16 protein-coding genes are annotated in these 17,353 nt (G+C 71.5%); 10 read left to right on the top strand and 6 right to left on the bottom strand.

Features of this window, described 5'->3' with window-relative positions; genetic code table 11:
- The 3 genes from D7W79_RS02965 to D7W79_RS02975 all read left to right on the top strand — a co-directional run.
- A partial coding sequence (locus D7W79_RS02965) for an adenylate/guanylate cyclase domain-containing protein (protein ID WP_147441778.1) occupies positions 1 to 1,779 on the top strand: 1,779 nt, incomplete at its 5' end.
- Positions 1,780 to 1,806: 27 nt separating this feature from the next.
- Positions 1,807 to 2,367: an SH3 domain-containing protein gene (locus D7W79_RS02970; RefSeq protein WP_120523806.1), complete on the top strand. Its 561-nt coding sequence runs from the start codon at positions 1,807 to 1,809 to the stop codon at positions 2,365 to 2,367.
- On the top strand, positions 2,367 to 3,353 hold the full coding sequence (locus D7W79_RS02975) for a M48 family metalloprotease (protein ID WP_244221559.1): 987 nt from the start codon (positions 2,367 to 2,369) through the stop codon (positions 3,351 to 3,353). Before D7W79_RS02970 ends, D7W79_RS02975 begins: the two co-directional genes overlap by 1 nt.
- Positions 3,354 to 3,361: 8 nt before the next feature.
- Here the strand turns inward: D7W79_RS02975 and D7W79_RS44740 are convergent, their stop codons facing one another.
- The 3 genes from D7W79_RS44740 to D7W79_RS02990 are packed head-to-tail and all read right to left on the bottom strand — an operon-like array spanning position 3,362 to position 8,335.
- Positions 3,362 to 5,131 carry a hypothetical protein gene (locus D7W79_RS44740; RefSeq protein ID WP_244221560.1) on the bottom strand — a complete coding sequence of 590 codons (1,770 nt, stop codon included), beginning with the start codon at positions 5,129 to 5,131 and terminating at the stop codon, positions 3,362 to 3,364.
- A gap of 9 nt (positions 5,132 to 5,140) precedes the next feature.
- Entirely contained in the window at positions 5,141 to 6,103 is a 963-nt protein-coding gene (locus tag D7W79_RS02985) for an AAA family ATPase (RefSeq protein WP_120523807.1), read from the bottom strand.
- Between the two features lie 48 nt (positions 6,104 to 6,151).
- Entirely contained in the window at positions 6,152 to 8,335 is a 2,184-nt protein-coding gene (locus tag D7W79_RS02990; RefSeq protein ID WP_120523808.1) for a HEAT repeat domain-containing protein, read from the bottom strand.
- 239 nt (positions 8,336 to 8,574) lie between these two features.
- Here D7W79_RS02990 and D7W79_RS02995 point away from each other — a divergent pair, with 239 nt between their 5' ends.
- On the top strand, positions 8,575 to 9,456 hold the full coding sequence (locus tag D7W79_RS02995) for an NAD(P)H-dependent flavin oxidoreductase (protein WP_244221561.1): 882 nt from the start codon (positions 8,575 to 8,577) through the stop codon (positions 9,454 to 9,456).
- Positions 9,457 to 9,883: 427 nt separating this feature from the next.
- Positions 9,884 to 10,258: a helix-turn-helix transcriptional regulator gene (locus tag D7W79_RS03000; protein ID WP_014393392.1), complete on the top strand. Its 375-nt coding sequence runs from the start codon at positions 9,884 to 9,886 to the stop codon at positions 10,256 to 10,258.
- Between the two features lie 61 nt (positions 10,259 to 10,319).
- On the opposite strand, the gene D7W79_RS03005 is transcribed toward D7W79_RS03000, so the two are convergent.
- The 3 genes from D7W79_RS03005 to D7W79_RS03015 are packed head-to-tail and all read right to left on the bottom strand — an operon-like array spanning position 10,320 to position 12,954.
- On the bottom strand, positions 10,320 to 11,717 hold the full coding sequence (locus D7W79_RS03005) for a sensor histidine kinase (protein ID WP_244221562.1): 1,398 nt from the start codon (positions 11,715 to 11,717) through the stop codon (positions 10,320 to 10,322).
- Positions 11,714 to 12,331, bottom strand: coding sequence for a glutathione S-transferase family protein (locus tag D7W79_RS03010; RefSeq protein ID WP_120523810.1), 618 nt, complete (start codon positions 12,329 to 12,331; stop codon positions 11,714 to 11,716). Before D7W79_RS03010 ends, D7W79_RS03005 begins: the two co-directional genes overlap by 4 nt.
- Positions 12,328 to 12,954, bottom strand: a complete 627-nt coding sequence (locus D7W79_RS03015; protein WP_120523838.1) for a phospholipase D-like domain-containing protein — start codon at positions 12,952 to 12,954, stop codon at positions 12,328 to 12,330. The genes D7W79_RS03010 and D7W79_RS03015 overlap by 4 nt, the downstream gene beginning before the upstream one ends.
- A gap of 123 nt (positions 12,955 to 13,077) precedes the next feature.
- On the opposite strand from D7W79_RS03015, the gene D7W79_RS03020 reads away from it, so the two are divergent.
- The 5 genes from D7W79_RS03020 (at position 13,078) to D7W79_RS43115 (ending at position 17,342) form a co-directional block, all read left to right on the top strand.
- A complete protein-coding gene (locus D7W79_RS03020; RefSeq protein WP_120523811.1) occupies positions 13,078 to 13,749 on the top strand; it encodes a TetR/AcrR family transcriptional regulator in 672 nt (223 codons plus the stop codon).
- Between the two features lie 36 nt (positions 13,750 to 13,785).
- A complete protein-coding gene (locus D7W79_RS03025; protein WP_120523812.1) occupies positions 13,786 to 15,237 on the top strand; it encodes an aldehyde dehydrogenase family protein in 1,452 nt (483 codons plus the stop codon).
- 27 nt (positions 15,238 to 15,264) lie between these two features.
- Positions 15,265 to 16,704, top strand: a complete 1,440-nt coding sequence (locus tag D7W79_RS03030) for an aldehyde dehydrogenase family protein (RefSeq protein ID WP_120523813.1) — start codon at positions 15,265 to 15,267, stop codon at positions 16,702 to 16,704.
- A gap of 13 nt (positions 16,705 to 16,717) precedes the next feature.
- Positions 16,718 to 16,918, top strand: coding sequence for a hypothetical protein (locus D7W79_RS43110; RefSeq protein ID WP_147441779.1), 201 nt, complete (start codon positions 16,718 to 16,720; stop codon positions 16,916 to 16,918).
- A 109-nt stretch (positions 16,919 to 17,027) separates the two neighbouring features.
- The gene (locus D7W79_RS43115; RefSeq protein WP_147441780.1) at positions 17,028 to 17,342 is read left to right on the top strand and encodes a hypothetical protein; all 315 of its coding nucleotides are present in this window, start codon (positions 17,028 to 17,030) and stop codon (positions 17,340 to 17,342) included.
- The last annotated feature ends 11 nt before the right edge of the window (positions 17,343 to 17,353 follow it).

A 17,353-nucleotide genomic window follows, 5' to 3' on the forward strand; every position in this document is an offset into this window, starting at 1 on the left:
GGCGACACCTTCCCCGAGGAGTTCGAGGACGCCCCGGCCCCGGCCACGCCCGTGCTGACGCCCGAGGCCCTGGCGCGGGCGCTCGCCTTCCCCGTGAGCCGGACGGATGGAGTCCCCCTGCCCCTGCTCGCGGCTAGGCACTACCCGGTGCCGCCCACGCCCGCGCTGGTGGGGGCGGTGAGCGGGTTCGGGCTGGTGGACACGGAGGCGGACGAGGACGGCTTCATGCGCGGCACGCACTTCGCGCACACGGACGGCATCAACACCTACGTGACGCTGCCGGTGCGCATGATGGCGGACCTGCTGGGCGCGAAGGAGGTCTCGTTCTCCGGCCGCACGCTCCGCATCGGCGAGCGCACGTGGCACGTCAACCCGGACGGCAAGGCCGCGCTGGACTACGGCGGTTCGCTGGAAGAGCGCTTCCCGATGGTGTCCCTCTACCAGGTGCTGAACGACTGGGTCCTCCGCGGCCACGGCAAGCCCGTGGACCTGGGCGAGGCCGTCTTCAAGGGAAAGGTCGTCGTCATCGGCGGCACGGCGGTGGGCGTCAACGACATCAAGGCCACGCCGTTCTCCTCCACGCAGCCCGGGCTGGTGAAGCAGGCCACGGTGGTGGACACGCTGCTGTCGGGCGCGTTCATCACCCGCGCGCCGGCGGGCGTGGACCTGGGCCTGACGTTCCTGGTGGCGCTGGTGTCCGCGGTGCTGCTGATGACGGCGCGCTGGACGCCGCTGGAGGTGGCCTGGCCGGTGGCGCTGGTGGCGGGGCTGTTCGTGCTCACGGGCATGCTCCTGAAGACGGCGCACACGCACGTGCCCGTGGCGATGCCAGCGCTGGCGGGCGTGGGCGCGAGCGTCGCGGCGCTGGCGTTCAACCACCTGGTGGCCAACCGCGAGACGCAGTTCATCCGGCAGGCGTTCCACCGCTTCATGGAGCCGAAGCTGGTGGAGCAGATGATCCGCTCGCGGCAGCTGCCGCGCCTGGATGGGGAGAACAAGGAGATCACCGCGTTCTTCAGCGACATCCGCGGCTTCTCCACCTTCAGCGAGCGCTTCAAGGAGGACCCGCGCCAGCTGGTGCGCATCCTCAACACGTACCTCACGGCGGTGAGCGGGGCGCTGCTGCGCGAGGGCGGGTGCCTGGACAAGTACATCGGCGACGCGGTGGTGTGCCTCTTCGGCGCGCCCATGGCCCAGGAGGACCACGCCGTGCGCGCGTGCCGGGGGGCGCTGGCGGCGAAGGCGGCGGTGGAGGCGCTGCGCGTGGACTTCCGCGAGAAGGGCTTCCCGGACGTGTACACGCGCATCGGCGTGAACAGCGCGGTGAACTTCGTGGGCAACTTCGGCAGCGACCAGCTCTTCAGCTACACGGCCATTGGCGACGGCATGAACCTGGCCGCGCGCCTGGAGGGCGCGAACAAGGCCTACGGGTCGGTCATCATGATTGGCCCGCGCACGTATGAGCTGGCGCGCGAGCACATCGAGGTGCGCGAGCTGGACCGGGTGCGGGTGGCGGGCAAGACGGAGGCCGTCACGGTGTATGAGCTGCTGGCGCTCAAGGGGCAGCTGGACGCGTCCACCCGGCACACGGTGGCGCGCTACCACGAGGCCCTGGGGCTGTACCGCGAGGCGCGCTTCGCGGAGGCCGCGGCGGTGCTGGAGGCGGAGGCCGCGCGGTCGCCGGAGGACGGGCCCACGGGGAAGCTGCTGGAGCGCTGCCGCGAGTACCTGGAGTCGCCTCCGGAGAAATTCGATGGTGTCGCGAATCTGGAGAAGTGACGGCGTATCAGGGTGGGGAGCACGACGATGAGACGATGGACCTGGGGCATCCTGCTGCTGGCGCTGGGCGTGCCGGTGACGGCCGCGTGGGCGGTGAAGAAGGACGAGAAGCTCTACGTGAAGGCGCGCAACACGCGCGTGCTCAAGAGCGCGGTGCCCACGGCGGACGTGGTGGCGGTGCTCCAGCCCGGGCAGCAGGTGACGTGGAAGGGCGCGGATCCGAAGAACGCCCAGTGGCACCAGGTGACGGAGCCCGGCGGCAAGCCCGGCTACGTGTTCCAGACGAACCTGTCCACGAAGCCGCCCAACATGGAGCTGGTGGCCAAGGACGGCAAGACGCGCGCCATCGACCCGGCGGCCTTCGTGTCCAGCGGCGCGGCGGTGAAGGCGCTGAGCCCGGGCGCGGAGAAGTACGGCAACGAGAAGGGCGGCGACTACAAGGTCGCGGTGGCTCAAATCAAGACGCTGGAGGGCCTGGCCCTCAAGGTCACGCCCGTGGAGATCGACAAGCACGTGAAGCAGGCCGGGCTGTTCCCCGTGGTGGCGCCCAACACGAAGCTGGGTACCCAGGCGAAGGGGGGCAAGTGATGCGCTCGCGCATGGGAGTGCTGGTGGCGGCGGGCCTGGGGCTGTGCCTCACGTCCTGCGCCCAGGTGACGAAGACCCTGAAGGCCGCGAACCTGGGCAGTGACGTGGACAAGGTGGTGGCTGCGACGGAGAAGGTGCAGTCCTGCGACAAGCTGAAGGTGGAGCCGGCCATCCAGGAGGAGTACGCGCTGGGCAGCGCGCTGGCCATCCACTGGGCGCAACGCGGCGGCGGGCTGATGCTGGCGGGCCCCGCGGAGCAGGGGCTGAACACCTACGTCAACACGGTGGGCCGCAACCTGGCAATGCAGTCCCCCCGGCCGGAGCTGCGCTGGACGTTCGGCGTGCTCAAGGACGCGGAGCACTTCAACGCCCTGTCCGCGCCCGCCGGCTACGTGTTCGTCACGCGCGGGCTGCTGCAGGGCGTGGACAACGAGGCGCAGCTCGCGGGCGTGCTGGCGCATGAGATTGCCCACGTCGTGCTCAAGCACGCGCTGAACCAGTACGTCTCCGTGAAGGTGAGCAAGTGCAAGCTCGCCACGGGGGCGACCGCCATCGCGTCGATTGGCGCCTCGATGCTGCTGGACGCGAGCCAGCTGGACGGCCGGCTGGACCTGGACGCGAACACGGGGCTGATGGGGGAGATGGTGGAAGGCACCGTGGAGGCCTTCGGCAAGGGCAACCGCAGGGACGAGGAGCTGGCGGCGGACGCGCTCGCGGTGGAGCTGCTGCTGTCCGCGGGCTACGACCCGGGGGCGTACTCGCTGTTGCTTGGCAAGACGACGGGGGACGGCGGGCTCTGGGCGAACCACCCCAGCAAGAAGGACCGCCAGGCTCAAATCGACAGGCTCGTCCAGGAGCGGCGGGAGGCGACGGATCCGCTCGCGCGGGTGGACGTGGCGTCGCTCCAGCGCCCTGCCCTGCCCGCGGCCTTCGCCATCGTGGGGCCCGGGAAGAAGTCCACGGGCGTGGCGAAGGACGCGAAGTAGGCGGGACCTCAGCGCACCGTGGCCTGGCTCAGGGCGCGGTGCACGGACTCCAGGGCCTTGCGCGCCTCCAGCAGCTCGGCGCGCTCGGCGGTGAGGGACGCGACCTGCTGGGCCAGCACGTCGCGTTCGCCCTGGAGCGTCTCCACGGCGCGGCGCAGGGAGGCGGACTCGTCCTTGGCGCCTTCCAGCTCCACGGCGAGGCGCTCCTCCTCCGCGAGGCTGTCGGCCAGGGCCAGCTTGCCCTTGGTCACGACCTGCTCCAGCGCGTCGTGCTCCTTGGCGGCGGCCTGGAGGGCCTGGCGGGACTCCTGGAGGGACAGGAGCGCTTCGTCGCGTTCGCCTTCCAGGGCGGCCAGTTCCCGCTCCAGGTCGGCGAGCAGCTTCACGCGGCCCTCCATCTCCGCGGAGAGGCGGCGGGCCTCGTCCATGCGCAGGCGGGCCTCCTCGGTGGCCTTCTCCGCCTGACGGCGGGCGACCTCGAGGTCCTGGGTGAGCGTGAGGTTGAGCGCCTTGACCTTGGTGAGCTCCGCCTGGAGGTGGGTGATGCGCTCCACGGCGCGCTGGCCGGCCTCGGCGACGGTGGCGGGCAGCGGCTCCGGGCGCGGGTTCTCGCGCACGGCCTTGAGGCGGGCCTTGAGGCGCTCGCGGCGGGATTCGGAGTCCAGCTCCTCGCGGGGAGGCGCGGGCGTCTGCACCTCGACGGGGGCGGGCGCGGCTTCCTGTCGGGCCACCGTCTCGGTGGTGGTGACGGTGGAGGCCTGGACGGCAGCGTACGTCGTCATGGGCTCGGCCTCGGAAGGCATGCGGAGGGCCTGAACGCCCATCCGTCCATCGAACTGTACTCCGGGCGGAGGGCCCGCGAAGGTGGCCGGGGCCGCACGGGGCGCCTCAGCCTGGGCCATCGCCGGAGGAGGCGAGGCGAACGTGACCGGCGCGGCCCGGGGGGGTTCCACCGGCGCGGCGGCTTCCGCACGCGGCGCGGCCGGAGCCGGGCTGTCCATGCGAGCCACTTCGGCGCGCAGCGCTTCGGTGTGCGTCACGGAGTGGGCCAGGGGCGCCACGCGCGTCGGATCCACGTGCGTGGCGGCCTCCGGGCGTGCCGTCAGCGCATCCCAGCGCGCGGCGACCGGCGCGGGCGGCTCCACGTGCGTGGGCGTCGGCTCGGCGCCCTGGGGCTCCTGGCCGAAGGCCTCGACCGCGGCCTCCCGCTGCTGCGCGACGTGCGCGGCGGACAGGCTCCACGCGGACGCGGCCACCGCCTCCGCCACCTCACGGTGCGAAACGGGCGGCACGGCGTCCGCGTCCCAGACGGACTCCTCGGGCGCGGTCTCCTGCGCCACGTTCCAGCCCGGCGCGGTCTCCTGCGAGTCCGCCTCCATCCACGGCGAGGGCGGCGCGGCCTCTTCCTCGCGCCGAGCCTCCGGGGACACCAGCGCGGACAGCGCGTGGGACACGGGAGAGAACGACGGCGCCGTCACCGCGGGCAGGTTCTGCGCGGCCGGGGGCGGCGGCGCGGTGCGGGCAGGCGGTGCGTTCAGCGCGGCCTCCATCGCCTCGGCGGCGGTGGGACGCGGGCCGGCGCGGCGCTCGATGCGAGCGCGCACCTCGGAGGACAGGTCCGGCGACTCCGCGACGGGCGGCGGCGCTTCCGGCGCGGCGGGCTCCGGGTGGGCGGCGGCGGTCCCCGTGGGGTCGGACGGGTCGAGGGCCCCCGTCAGCGCCCCCAGACGGAGGCGCGGCTTCGCGCGAGACACGTTCTGTTCGAAGGCTTTCTTCATGGGGAAATCTCAGCCGGCTTTCGTCGCGGTGCCGGCCTTCACCGCCGCGGCGTGCGCGGCCACCAGGCGCGGCAGCACGTTGTCCAGCATGGCCTGGATGTCGCTGGCCCCCTTGGACGTGGGGTCCGCCACGAACACCGGGCGGCCCTCGCTGGAGGCCTGCGCGAACTTGGTGCACTGCCGGATGATGGTGGGCAGCAGGTACTCGGGGTAGTGCGTCTGGAGCGCCTCCAGCGCCTCCTTCGCCAGCTTGAAGGTGGCGTTGAAGGAGTTCACCACGATGAACACGTGGTCCAGCACGTGGTTCAGGTCCTCCTCCAGGCTCTGCACCGTTTCGAACAGCAGCTTGAGGCCGTGGAAGGACAGGAAGTCCGCGAGCACCGGCACGAACAGGTCGTTCGCGGCCATCAGCGCGTTCAGGTTGAGCAGGCCGAAGGACGGGGGCGCGTCGAAGACGATGAAGTCGTACTGCGCCTCCACGTCCTTGAGCGCGTTGCGCAGCTTGAACTCACGGCCCGCCATGGGCATCAGCGCCAGGTCCACCGTGGACATGCTCAGGTTGGACGGGATGAAGTCCAGGTTGGGCAGCGTGGACTTCTGCACCACCTGCGCGAGCGGCGTCTTGCGCACCAGCACGTCCAGCAGCGTCTTCTCGAAGTCCTCGCCCTCGTAGCCCAGGCACTTGGTGGCGTGGCCCTGGCTGTCCAGGTCGATGAGGAGCACCGCGTAGCCCAGCTCCGCCAGGCGCCACGCGTAGGACGTGGACAGGGACGTCTTGCCGGTGCCGCCCTTGAAGTTGAGGAAGAGCTGGCGGCGGAGGCCCGCGGTGGGCGGGAAGCGGTTGAGCGTCGTGCGCAGCTCCCACACGTCTTCCGGGCCGTAGGCGTCCTTGCGCAGCTCCGAGGGAATGGACTTCGGAGTCACGCCGAGCATCTCGGCCACCTGCTTCGAGCTGTACGTCGGCGCTTCCATGAACGACCCTTCGGATGACGTGTGAGGCCCGGCTCGCTGCACCTTGCCTCAAGCGGCGAAGTATTTGTGCCCCCTTCGCACGATGGCCCCTCGGGCCACCAGCAGGGCAACAGCCTCCTGGGCCAGCTCCGCCGGAGCGGACAGCCCGGACGTCAGCTCGGCGAGCGAGCGTCCCCGGACGGCGACCCGCACCTCCTGCAACATCGCCCCACACAGCGCTTCCACGGGAGAGGGGCCGCGCTTGGGAGGAACCGGCGGCGTGGCGGAAGGCGCGGGAGCCCGGGCCGGAGGAGGCGCGCCCATGGCGACCAGCGCGGCCTGCACGGGCGTCCGCCGCGCGGCGGGCTGCGCGGGCGCGGAGGGAGGAACGGAGGCCATCGGGCGCGACGACGGCGCCGCGGGCACGGGAGGAACGGAGGCCACCGGACGCGACGGCGGAGGCGCGGAAGGGCCGGATGCGAACGACACGGGCCCACCGTTCGCGACCCGGGCGGGAGCGGGAGCCGCACCGTGCATCATGGCCGGCGCGGAGCGCGCCACGCCCACGGTGGCGACCGCGAGCGCGGGGGCGGCGGTCCACTGAGAGGTGTTCGCGGCCTCGTCCGCGAGCGACATCGGCACGGCGTGCGCGGGAATCGAGGGGATGGGCTGCTGCTGCGCCGTGACCGGAGCGCTCACCTGCTGCGGCTGAACCTCATGCGCGGCCACCTGCGGCGCCTGCGCGAACACCGGCTGCGCGCCATTCACCGCCGCCGCCTGCTGCACGACCTGCGGAGCGCTCTGCACCGCCACGGGCTGGGCAGCCTGAGCCATCGGCTGCACGGCATTCACCGCCACGGGTTGCGCGCCCTGCCCCACCGCCTGCGCCACATCCACGAGCGCCGCGCGCACGGGCTCCACGGGCTTCACATCCAGCGTCGCGCGCACGGGCTTCACGGGCAGCGTCGCCAGCCGGCGGATCTCCCGGCGCCGATGCGCATCATCCAGCGCGACCACCGCGGACACGTCGTGCCCCAGGATGCGCGACAGGCTCTGCGCCGCCGCCTTGCGTACGCGCGCCTCGCCGTCATCCAGCGCGCTCAAGAGCAGCGTCCTTGCGTTCTCACCCCGGCCCGCGCCCAGCGCCAACGCCGCCAGCGCGCGGACCTCCGGATCCGTGTCGTGGATCGCGTCCTCGCCCAGCCGCCGCGCCGTCTCCCCCTCCAACCCCAGGGCCAGCAGCGACGCGCGCCGGCGCACCGACCGGTCCGAGTCCTTCATCGCCTGCGCCAGGTGCGGCGCCGCGTCCTTCGGCGCCAGCACCAGCAGCGCCTTCAACGCCGCGATGCGCACCTCCGGCACCGGCGAAGACAGGAGCGGCGACACCACCGACGCGCCCTCCTCCCGGCACAGCCCCGCGAACGCCTGCACCAGCGCCACCTGCGCCGTCGCGTCCGTCTCCGCGTGCAGCGCCGCCGCCAGCGCGGGCGCCGCCGCCGGATGCGCCAGCGCCTTCAGCCGCTCCGCCGCCCGCACCCGCGCCGCCGCGTCCGCCGCCGACAGCTCCCGCACGGAGAACCCGAACAGCGTCTCGTCCGTGGTGCTGCCCGTGTGCCCCGACAGCTCCGCCATCTGCTCCGGGCTCACCCGCAGGCGGCCCTCGCTCTGCAGCCGCTGCGCCTCGCGCGCCACCGGCGACAGCCCCGAGTCCGCCGCGCTCGACGAAGCCGACGGCGCCCGGGGCGGGATGGGCTGCGCGGGACGCTCCGTCCACGGGACGATCGGCTCCGGGGACTTCAGCGGCACCGCGGGCCCGCTGTACGGCGTGCGCACCGCGGGCACGTCCCCGCGGAGGATCACCTCGCTGCGCAGCTGCGAGATGAACGACGCCAGGTCGAACCCCAGCTCGTCGGCATCGTCGTCCGCCACCGCGCGCGCCTGCCCCGAGGAGTGGATCCGGCTCGCGTCCAGCAGCTTCGCCATCAGCTGGTCGCGCTCCAGCCGCAGCGCGTGGTTGACCCGGTTCAGCTCCTCGCGCTCCGCCTGCGCACGGCCGCTCTTGACCTCCAGCTCGGCCAGCTCGCGGCGCAGGTCCAGCTCGCGCTGGTGCGCCTGCGCCAGGTCTTCCTTGAGGTGCGAAAGCTCGTCGCGCGCGGACGCCAGCTCGCCATGCAACTGCTGCGCACGGGCCTCGAAGTAGACGATCTTTTCGAGTGCGCTCTTGAGCAGCGCGTCCGGACGCTCGTCACTCACGACTGGCTCTGGCCTCCCCGCGAAGGCGCTCGGCGGCGCTCCCCGGTTCGCGACACCGAAGGGACTCCCCGGCTTCCCGGCTCATCGCCGGGGCGGGCACCTTATGTCAGCCCTACGTGCTACGTAAACCACGGAAACACCAGGGGTTTTCCCCCGCCGGGACACGCCATGATTGACAACGCCGCCCAGGCCGATTTTTCGGCCTCGCGCCCGCGTGCACGCATGGTCCAATGCGCGTCATGGCCCCTTCGCGCATCGACACCGCCGTCACCCGGATGTTGGGCATCCGCTATCCCATCATCGCCGCGCCCATGTTCCTGGTGTCCAACGCCGCGCTGCTGGAGGCCGCCGGACGCGCGGGCGCCATCGGCGCGGTGCCGTCGCTCAACTACCGCACCGCGCAGGCGTACCGGGACTTCCTCGCCACGTTCCCGAAGGACGTGCCCTTCGGCGTGAACCTCATCCTCAAGTGGGCCGAGCGCCTGGAGGAGGACGTGGCCGCGACGGTGGAGCGCAAGGTGCCGCTGGTCATCACCAGCCTGGGCGACCCCACGCCCATCGTGGAGCGCGTGCACGCGTACGGCGGCAAGGTGTGGAGCGACGTGATTTCGCTGCGCCACGCGGAGAAGGCCGCGAAGGCGGGCGTGGACGCGTTGGTCGCGGTGGGCAGCGGCGCGGGCGGCCACGCGGGCAACCTGAGCCCCATGGTGCTGGGCCCGTGGCTCAAGGCGGAGCTGGGCGTGCCGGTGGTGCTCGCGGGCGCGCTGTCCACCGGGCGCCACCTGGCCGCGACGCTCGCGCTGGGAATGGATGGCGCGTACGTGGGCACGCGCTTCCTCGCCACGGAAGAAGCCGGCGCCGCGCCCGACTACAAGCAGGCGCTGGTGGACTCGAACCCGGAGGACCTCGAGTACACGAAGGAAGTGACGGGCGTGCACGGCAACTTCATCAAGAGCGCGCTGGAGCGCTTCCGCGCGGGCCAGGGCAAGGCGTGGAAGGACACCTGGAGCGCGGGCCAGGGCGTGGCCTTCGTGAAGGACGTGCTGCCCGCCGCTACCGTCGTCGAGCGCATGGTGCGCGAGTACTCCGAAGCGCGCGCCGCGCTGCCGTCCGAATCCTGAAGCAGCGCTGAAGCGGCTCCGGGTTTGAAGGCCCCGCTTCCGGCCGCGTCCCGCCGGAAGCGAGTGGTCTCCCCGGACCCTCGAAATCGTCTCCCAGCCCACGAAGCAACCTGGCACGTCGGGCGACCTCGCACGGCCTTCCCGTGACGTCATGGGAGGGGCGGAGGCGCGCCCGCCTACCACCCCGGTTCGACGCGCGCGGCACCCGCGAAAAAATCACCCGGGAAGCCTTGCGAAACGCGTGCGCGAGAACGGCGGAAACGGCGGATTGTCGCGGGTTTGCGGGCCCTGTCCGAACGCCCGGAGATGTCAGACCCCACTCGTAATCTGTGTCTCACGAGGTCACGCACAGCAGCGACTTCTCCCCGGTACCTCTCCGTCTGAAAAGCGGGGGGAGAAGCTCCTCTTTCGACAGGTTTTCCACGCCATGGAACAACGACTGGCAACCCTCATTGGAAACGCGGTGCGAGTGGCCCGGCAGCGGCTGGAGCTGACGCAGGCCGATGTCGCCGAGCGCGTTGGCATCGCCACCGAGGTGTACGGGCGGCTGGAGCGCGGGCACATGCTGCCCAGCGTGCGGACGTTGCGGAAGCTGTGCCTGGTGCTCAGCTGCTCGTCGGATGTGCTGCTCGGGCTGAGCGCGACGGCGGCGGTGACGGAGGACGGCGCGCCGCAGCTGGCGGAAGACCCGCCGGAGTACCGCGAGCGTCCCGAGGTGCGCCGCCTCATGCGCACCGTGCGCAAGCTGGACTCCCCGCGCCTGCGCCTCCTGGGACAGGTCGCGCACGCACTGGAGCGATGAAGCGCGGAAGGCGCTGAGAGCAGCAGGGGGCCGCGCTCGCGACAGGGGGAGCGCTGGAGCGCTACTCCGCCGCGGGCTCCGCGTTCGCATCCACGGGAGCGGAGGTTTCGCGGTGGACAGGGGGGGATGAAGTCCCGGCGACGGGCAGCCGGAGGATGAAGCGCGCACCGCCTTCCGCGCGGTTCTCCGCCTCCAGGGTGCCGCCCGCGCGCGCCACGTAGTCGCGGCAGAGCGCCAGGCCCAGGCCGGTGCCCTTGCCGGGCGGCTTGGTGGTGAAGAAGGGCTCGAAGAGGCGCGGCAGCGCGGCCTCCGGGATGCCCGGCCCGTTGTCCTCCACCTCCACCCGCACGCGGCCGTCGTCCATGCGCGCGCGCAGCATCACGTGCGCGGGCTTGCTGGAGCGGGCGGCCTCCAGCGCGTCCGCGGCGTTGAGCAGCAGGTTCACCAGCACCTGCACCAGGTGGCGGGCCGTGACGCGCGCGGGGGCCAGCCCCGGCGCCACGTCGCGCTCCACCACGCCCAGGCTTCGCAGCCGCACCGAGGCCAGCCGCTGCGCCTCGGCCAGCGTCTCCGCGACGTCGCAGGACTCCGCGCCGTCGGGGGCCTCGCGGGAGAACAGGCGCAGGTCGGTGACAATCTGCTGGATGCGCATCACGCCCTGCTGCGTTTCATCCAGCACGCGCCGCACGTCCTCCAGGTCCTCGGGCACGCCGTGCGCCCATTCCTCCTGGAGGTAGTGCAGGTTCGACTTCACGTACGCCAGCGGGTTGTTCACCTCGTGAGCCACGCCCGCGGCCAATTGCCCCACCACCACCAGCCGCTCCACCTCCGCGCGCTGGCGCTCCACGCGCGCGCGGCGCGACTCGCTCTCCGCCAGCCGCCGCAGGGCCTCCACGCGCTCCAGGTGCGCGGTGCGCTCCGCGGTGCGCAGCTTGCGGAAGGTCTCCGCGCCGTGCGCGGACACCGCGAACACGAAGACGAGGCTGATGCACTGGCTGCCGAACACCGTCCAGGGCACGTGCGACAGCCACGTCATCAGCACCACCGCCACCAGCGTGCCGCCGATGGCGGTCCACACCGGCAGCCGCTGGCCCGGGACGAAGACGGTGACGAAGAGGGGCACCGTGTAGAAGGCGGGGAACAGCGGGCTCGCCAGGCCACCGGTGAGCAGGATGCACACGGTGAGCGCGGTCAGGCTGACGATGCCGGACGCGATGCCGCTGAAGGGCGGGCGCAGCCACCCGGCGCCCACGACCGCGCCCAGCACGAAGAACGTCCCGGCCCACACCAGGTGCACCGCCAGGAAGTCGGCGCGGAAGCCGCCCAGCATCAGCGGGTGCGCCAGCGAGCCCAGCGTGATGAGCAGCGCGCACAGCCAATACGTGCGCCGCCGGACCCGCTGACGGGCCCGGACATCCGCGTCCGCGGAGTCCCACGCTCTGGCGGCCGGGAGCGTCACTCCGGCGAGTCCGCCCGCGCGCGCTTCGCGGCGGGACGGGCGAGGTGGTGCTTCGTGTACGCCTGGAGTCCGGCGAAGTCCTTCGTCAGGCCCAGCATGCCGGCCCACGCCAGCAGCGACGCCATGAGCACGTCCGCGGCGCTGAAGCGCGAGCCCACCAGGAACTCACGCCCTCCCAGCCGCGCTTCCAGCACGCGCGCGGCGTCCGTGAAGCGCTGCACCGCGCGGTCCGCCAGGGCGGGGACGCGCTGGCCTTCCGGCAGGCCCTGGGTGTGCTCGAAGTAGGCCTCCACCCGCGGCTCCAGCGTCGTGACGGCGAAGGAGATCCACTGGTAGTACTCGGCGCGCTCGGGCGAGCCGGGCGCCGGGGCCAACCCCTTCTCCGGGAAGCGGTCCGCCAGGTGAAGCAGGTGCGCGGTGGACTCCATGACGGGCTGTCCGCCGTCCTCCAGCGCGGGCACGACGCCGAGCGGGTGGACGTGCTGGAGGTAGTCCGGGTGCTTGTGAGCGCCATTCGCCAGGTCCACGCGGACCAGCTCGTACGGCACCCCCAGCTCCTCCAGCAGCCAGCGCGGACGCGTGGAACGCGTGCGAGGCGCGAAGTACAGCTTCATGGCGACTCCTCCCGTGGACGGCTCAATCGCCGGGACTTCCCCAACCGCACCGCGTCCCGTCCCCGTTTCTTCGCCTGTCCGACGCCGGAGGGCAAGATGGGGTCCGGACACACCGCGCGGAGCCGACATCCGCGGCACTCGGCGCCGCTCCACACCGCGTCAAAGAGGGCGGTCGTCCGGTCGATGGTGTCGAAGTCCTCGGTCACGAAACCCATCTCGAAGTTGCGGACGTCATCGCCCTTGGCGCCCAGTCCCGCGCCGGTGAGGTTGGCGCTTCCCAGGTAGACCCAGGCGCCATCCACCACCACCGCCTTGAAGTGCACGCGCGGGCACACCTTCAGTTCCAGCCCGCCCTTCACCAGCCGGGAGCGGGCGTCGAACGCGGCCCGGAACGGCCGGCTGGGCAGTTCCGCGTGCAACAGCCGCAGCGCCACGCCCCGGGCGGCCAGCCCGTCCAGCACCTCCAGGAGCGGCACGAACGCCCCCTTCGAGCGCTCCACGTACATGGCCTTCACGTTGGCCGTGGCCATCCACACCGACTCGCGCGCGTGGGCCAGCTTGCGCAGCACGACCTCCCGGTACAGCGCGCTCCCCGACAGCAGCTCCGCGTCGATGGGCCTCATCATGTGACCCAGCGTCGCACATGGGATTACACGGCGCCATCCCCTCCCCTCCTGGCTGTCCGCCGGTGGAAGGAGGCCGGCGCGCGGCTTGACCAATGACCCGGGGTCATTTAACTGCGAGTCATGGCGGGAGCACTGGCCGCGAAGCGGGTCGTCCCGCTCCGGGCGCGGCGGGACGAGGACAAGGAAGCGCGGCGGCGGGAGCTGCTGGACGCGGCGCGCGCGCTGTTCGAGGCCACGTCGTTCGCCCAGGTGAAGATGGCGGACGTCGCGGCGCGCACGGGCCTGGCGAAGGGGACGGTGTTCCTCTACTTCCCGACGAAGGAGGCGCTGTTCCTGGCGCTCCTGGACGACCTGCTCACCGCGTGGTTCGCGAAGCTGAACGAGCGCCTGGCCCAGGGCGGCACGTGGACGGGCCACCAGCTGGCGCGCGCGGTGGCCGTGTCGCTGGAGGGCGAGGAGACCTTCACGCGGCTCCTGGCGCTGATGCAGACGGTGCTGGAGCAGAACGTGACCGTGGCGCAGACGCAGGCGTTCAAGGAGCGGGTGCTCGGGGCCATGGGGACGACGGCGGCGCTGCTCCAGGAGCGGCTGCCCTTCCTCACGCCGGAGACAGCGGGCCAGGTCATCCGCCACGTGCACGCGCTGATGACGGGCCTGCGGCAGATGGCGGACATCGCGCCCGTGGCGCGCGAGGTGCTGACGCTGCCGCACATGGCGCCCCTGCGCGTGGACTTCACCGCCGAGCTGACGGCGGCCATCACCACCCTTCTTCGCGGGCTCGAGGCCCGCTGAAACACCTTTCACAGTTTCTAGAAACGGAGCTTTGTCATGCTGGAAGCCGTCGCGTCCCTCCTCCCCCAGGCCTCGGCCGAAGTGGACCGCATCCGCGCGGTGTTCGAAGCGCAGCGCGCGAACCGCTGGAACCTGTCTCGCAGCACTCCCGCGGAGCGCATCGCGCGGCTGCGCAAGCTGCGCGAGGCCATCATCGCGCGGCGCGAAGCGCTGGCGGAGGCCATCCACCAGGACTTCCGCAAGCCGGCGGTGGAGGTGGAGCTGACGGAGGTGCACCCCACGCTGGAGGAGCTGAACCACACGGTGAAGCACCTGAAGTCGTGGATGAAGCCCAAGCGGGTGGCGACGCCGCTGACGCTCAAGGGCGCGTCCAGCCACGTGCGCTACGAGGCGAAGGGGGTGGTGCTCATCCTGTCGCCGTGGAACTACCCGTTCCAGCTGCTGGTGGCGCCGCTCATCGCGGCCATCGCCGCGGGCAACGCGGTGATGCTCAAGCCCAGTGAGAAGACGCCGCACACGTCGCGCTTCCTGGCGAAGCTGGTGCGGGACGTGTTCCCGGAGAACGAGGTGGCGGTGTTCGAGGGCGGCGCGGAGGTGGCGGAGGCGCTGCTCCAGCACCCGTTCGACCACTTCTTCTTCACGGGCAACCCGAACATCGGCCGCAAGGTGATGGCGGCGGCGACGAAGTTCCTCTCCAGCGTGACGCTGGAATTGGGCGGCAAGTCGCCGGTCATCATCGACGCGTCCGCGAACCTGAAGGCGGCGGCGGAGGCGCTGGCGTGGGGCAAGTTCGTCAACGCGGGCCAGACGTGCGTGGCGCCGGACTACATCTACGTGCCCGCGTCGAAGCAGCAGGCCTTCCTGGAGGCCTTCAAGGCGGTGCTGACGCGCTTCTACGGTGAGACGGAGGCCGAGCGTCAGGCGAGCCCGGACTTCGCGCGCGTGGTGGACCCGGCGGCGTGGAGGCGGCTCAAGGAGGTGCTCGACCGCACGGTCGCCGCGGGGGCGAAGGTGGAGGCGGGGGGCACGGCGGACGGGCCGTCGCGATACGTGTCGCCCACGGTGTTGTCCGGAGTGACGACGAAGATGCCCATCATGGAGGGTGAAATCTTCGGGCCGGTGTTGCCGGTGCTGACGTACGAGCGGCTCGAGGAGGTGTACGCGCACATCAACGAAGGCGGGAAGCCGCTGGCGCTGTACGTGTTCTCCCAGGACTCGAAGGTGGTGGAGGAGGTGCTCCAGCACACGACGTCGGGCGGGGTGGTGGTGAACAACGTGCTCATCCACGTGGCGAACCCGAACCTGCCGTTCGGCGGGGTGGGGATGAGCGGGTTGGGGAACTACCACGGGCACTACGGCTTCAAGACGTTCAGCCACGAGCGGGCGGTGATGGTCCAGTGGATGAAGTCGCTGGCTGCCGTGTTCTTCCCGCCGTATCGGGGAAAGGCCCAGGAATGGGCCTCCCGCGCGACCCGGATGCTGGAGTAGGCACGGGCGAGGGAAAGAGGAGCCGGCATGCGCGTGGTGTCAGTGGAGGAGGCCCTGGTCCCCGGAGACCTGCAGGCGGTGTTCGACCGCCTCCAGGCGCGCCGCTGGGAGCTGGCGAAGACGGGGCCGAAGGAGCGCCTCGCGCGGCTGGAGAAGCTCAAGTCGCTGCTCTTGGAGCGGCGCGAGGAGCTGGCGGACGCCCTGCACGAGGACTTCCACAAGCCGGCGGCGGAGGTGGAGGCGACGGAGATCCTCCCCGTGCTGCTGGAATTGGCGCACGTGCAGAAGCACCTGAAGGCGTGGATGAAGCCGCGCAAGGTGGGGGCGCCGCTGCTGCTCGCGGGCACGAAGAGCGAGGTGCACCCGGAGCCCCGGGGCGTGGTGCTCATCCTGGCCCCATGGAACTACCCGTTCCACCTGCTGGTGTCGCCGCTGGTGGCGGCGGTGGCGGCGGGCAACGCGGTCCTGTGCAAGCCGAGTGAGAAGACGCCGGGCACGGCGCGCTTCCTGGCGCAGCTGCTGCGGGATGTGTTTCCGCAGGACGAGGTGGCGCTGGTGGAGGGCGGGCCGGAGGTGGGCGAGGCGCTGTTGCGGCTGCCTTTCGACCACTTCTTCTTCACGGGCGGACCGCGCGTGGGTCGGCGAGTGATGGAGGCGGCGGCGCGGCACCTGGCGGGGGTGACGCTGGAGCTGGGTGGGAAGTCGCCGGTCATCGTGGATGCGTCCGCGGACGTGGACGCGGCGGCGGAGCGGATCGTCTGGGGGAAGTTCCTCAACGCAGGGCAGACGTGCATCGCGCCGGACCACGTCTGGGTGCACGCGTCGAAGGAGGAGGCGCTGCTTGCGGGGATGAAGGCCGCGCTGGAGCGCTTCTACGGAAAGACGGAGGAGGCGCGGCGGGCGTCGCTGGACTTCTGCCGGATGGTGGATGACGGCGCGTTCAAGCGCGTATGCGGTCTGCTGGACGAGTCCGTGGCCCAGGGCGCGCGAGTGGTGGCGGGAGGCGGCGTGCACGCGGAAACGCGCTACATCGCGCCCACGGTGCTGGCGGACGTGACGCCGGAGTCGGCGGTGATGGACGAGGAGATCTTCGGGCCACTGTTGCCGGTGCTGCGCTTCGAGTCACTGGATGAAGTGGTGACGCACGTGCGCGCGGGCGGCAAGCCGCTGGCCATGTATGTCTTCAGCCACGAAGAGGCCACGGTGGAGCGCCTGCTGAAGCAGACGAGCGCGGGCGGGACGGTGGTGAACAACGTGGTGTTGCACAACGTGAACCCGCACCTGCCGTTCGGAGGCGTGGGCCAGAGCGGCCTGGGCGCGTATCACGGCGAGGCGGGCTTCAAGGCCTTCAGCCACGAGCGCGCGGTGGTGAGGCAGGGCCGCACGGCCTTCACGAACCTCTTCTTCCCGCCCTACCGGGGCAAGGCCCAGCGCCTGGCGCGGCTCGCGAGCAAGCTGTTCGAGTAGGCTGGGAGGCACGATGAACTCCGACAACGCACCGCCGCCCCGTGGCCTCTATGGGCAGCGCCCTAGCAAGAGCGCGGATGCGGCGCGGAGACTCCAGTTCGAGCGATTGGCCGCGATGACGCCCCGGGAGCGCGTGTTGCTCGCGCTCAGCCTCAAGGAGCGGATGCGCTACATCACGCCTGCGCGTGCGCACGAGCCCGGTACATCCAAGTGAGCGAGATACCGAGTGCCAACCGCCAGGAGCGCACACTCCAGGTTGCTGAGCGCGTGGCCGGATTCCTGGCGTGGCTCGCGAGCAAGTTGTTCGAGTAGCCGCCTCGAACATGAGCTGGAGCGCCATCAACCTGCGCGGTGCCGCAAGAATCTCAAGGGTCGCCAACATCTACGAAGTGCAGGACCGCCGCGTCCCAAGCACCCGGTACAAGATCAAGGTCCTGGAGCGGGACATCGGCGACTTTCTCGCGGTGCCGAACCTGTGCGTGAAGACGCGGACCGGGGAACCGGACTGGACCGCGGGGCTCGGGCGAACAGAGCTGGAGGCGCTCGAGGACGCCATCGGGCGCATGGGTGAGGCCCTGGGCACTGCTGAGCGCCTGACCCCGGACGACTTCGAGTGGAGTGACCCGCGCGACTTCTGAGGGGCCGTGGC

The organism is Corallococcus exercitus (genome assembly GCF_003611585.1).
Lineage (GTDB): Bacteria > Myxococcota > Myxococcia > Myxococcales > Myxococcaceae > Corallococcus > Corallococcus exercitus.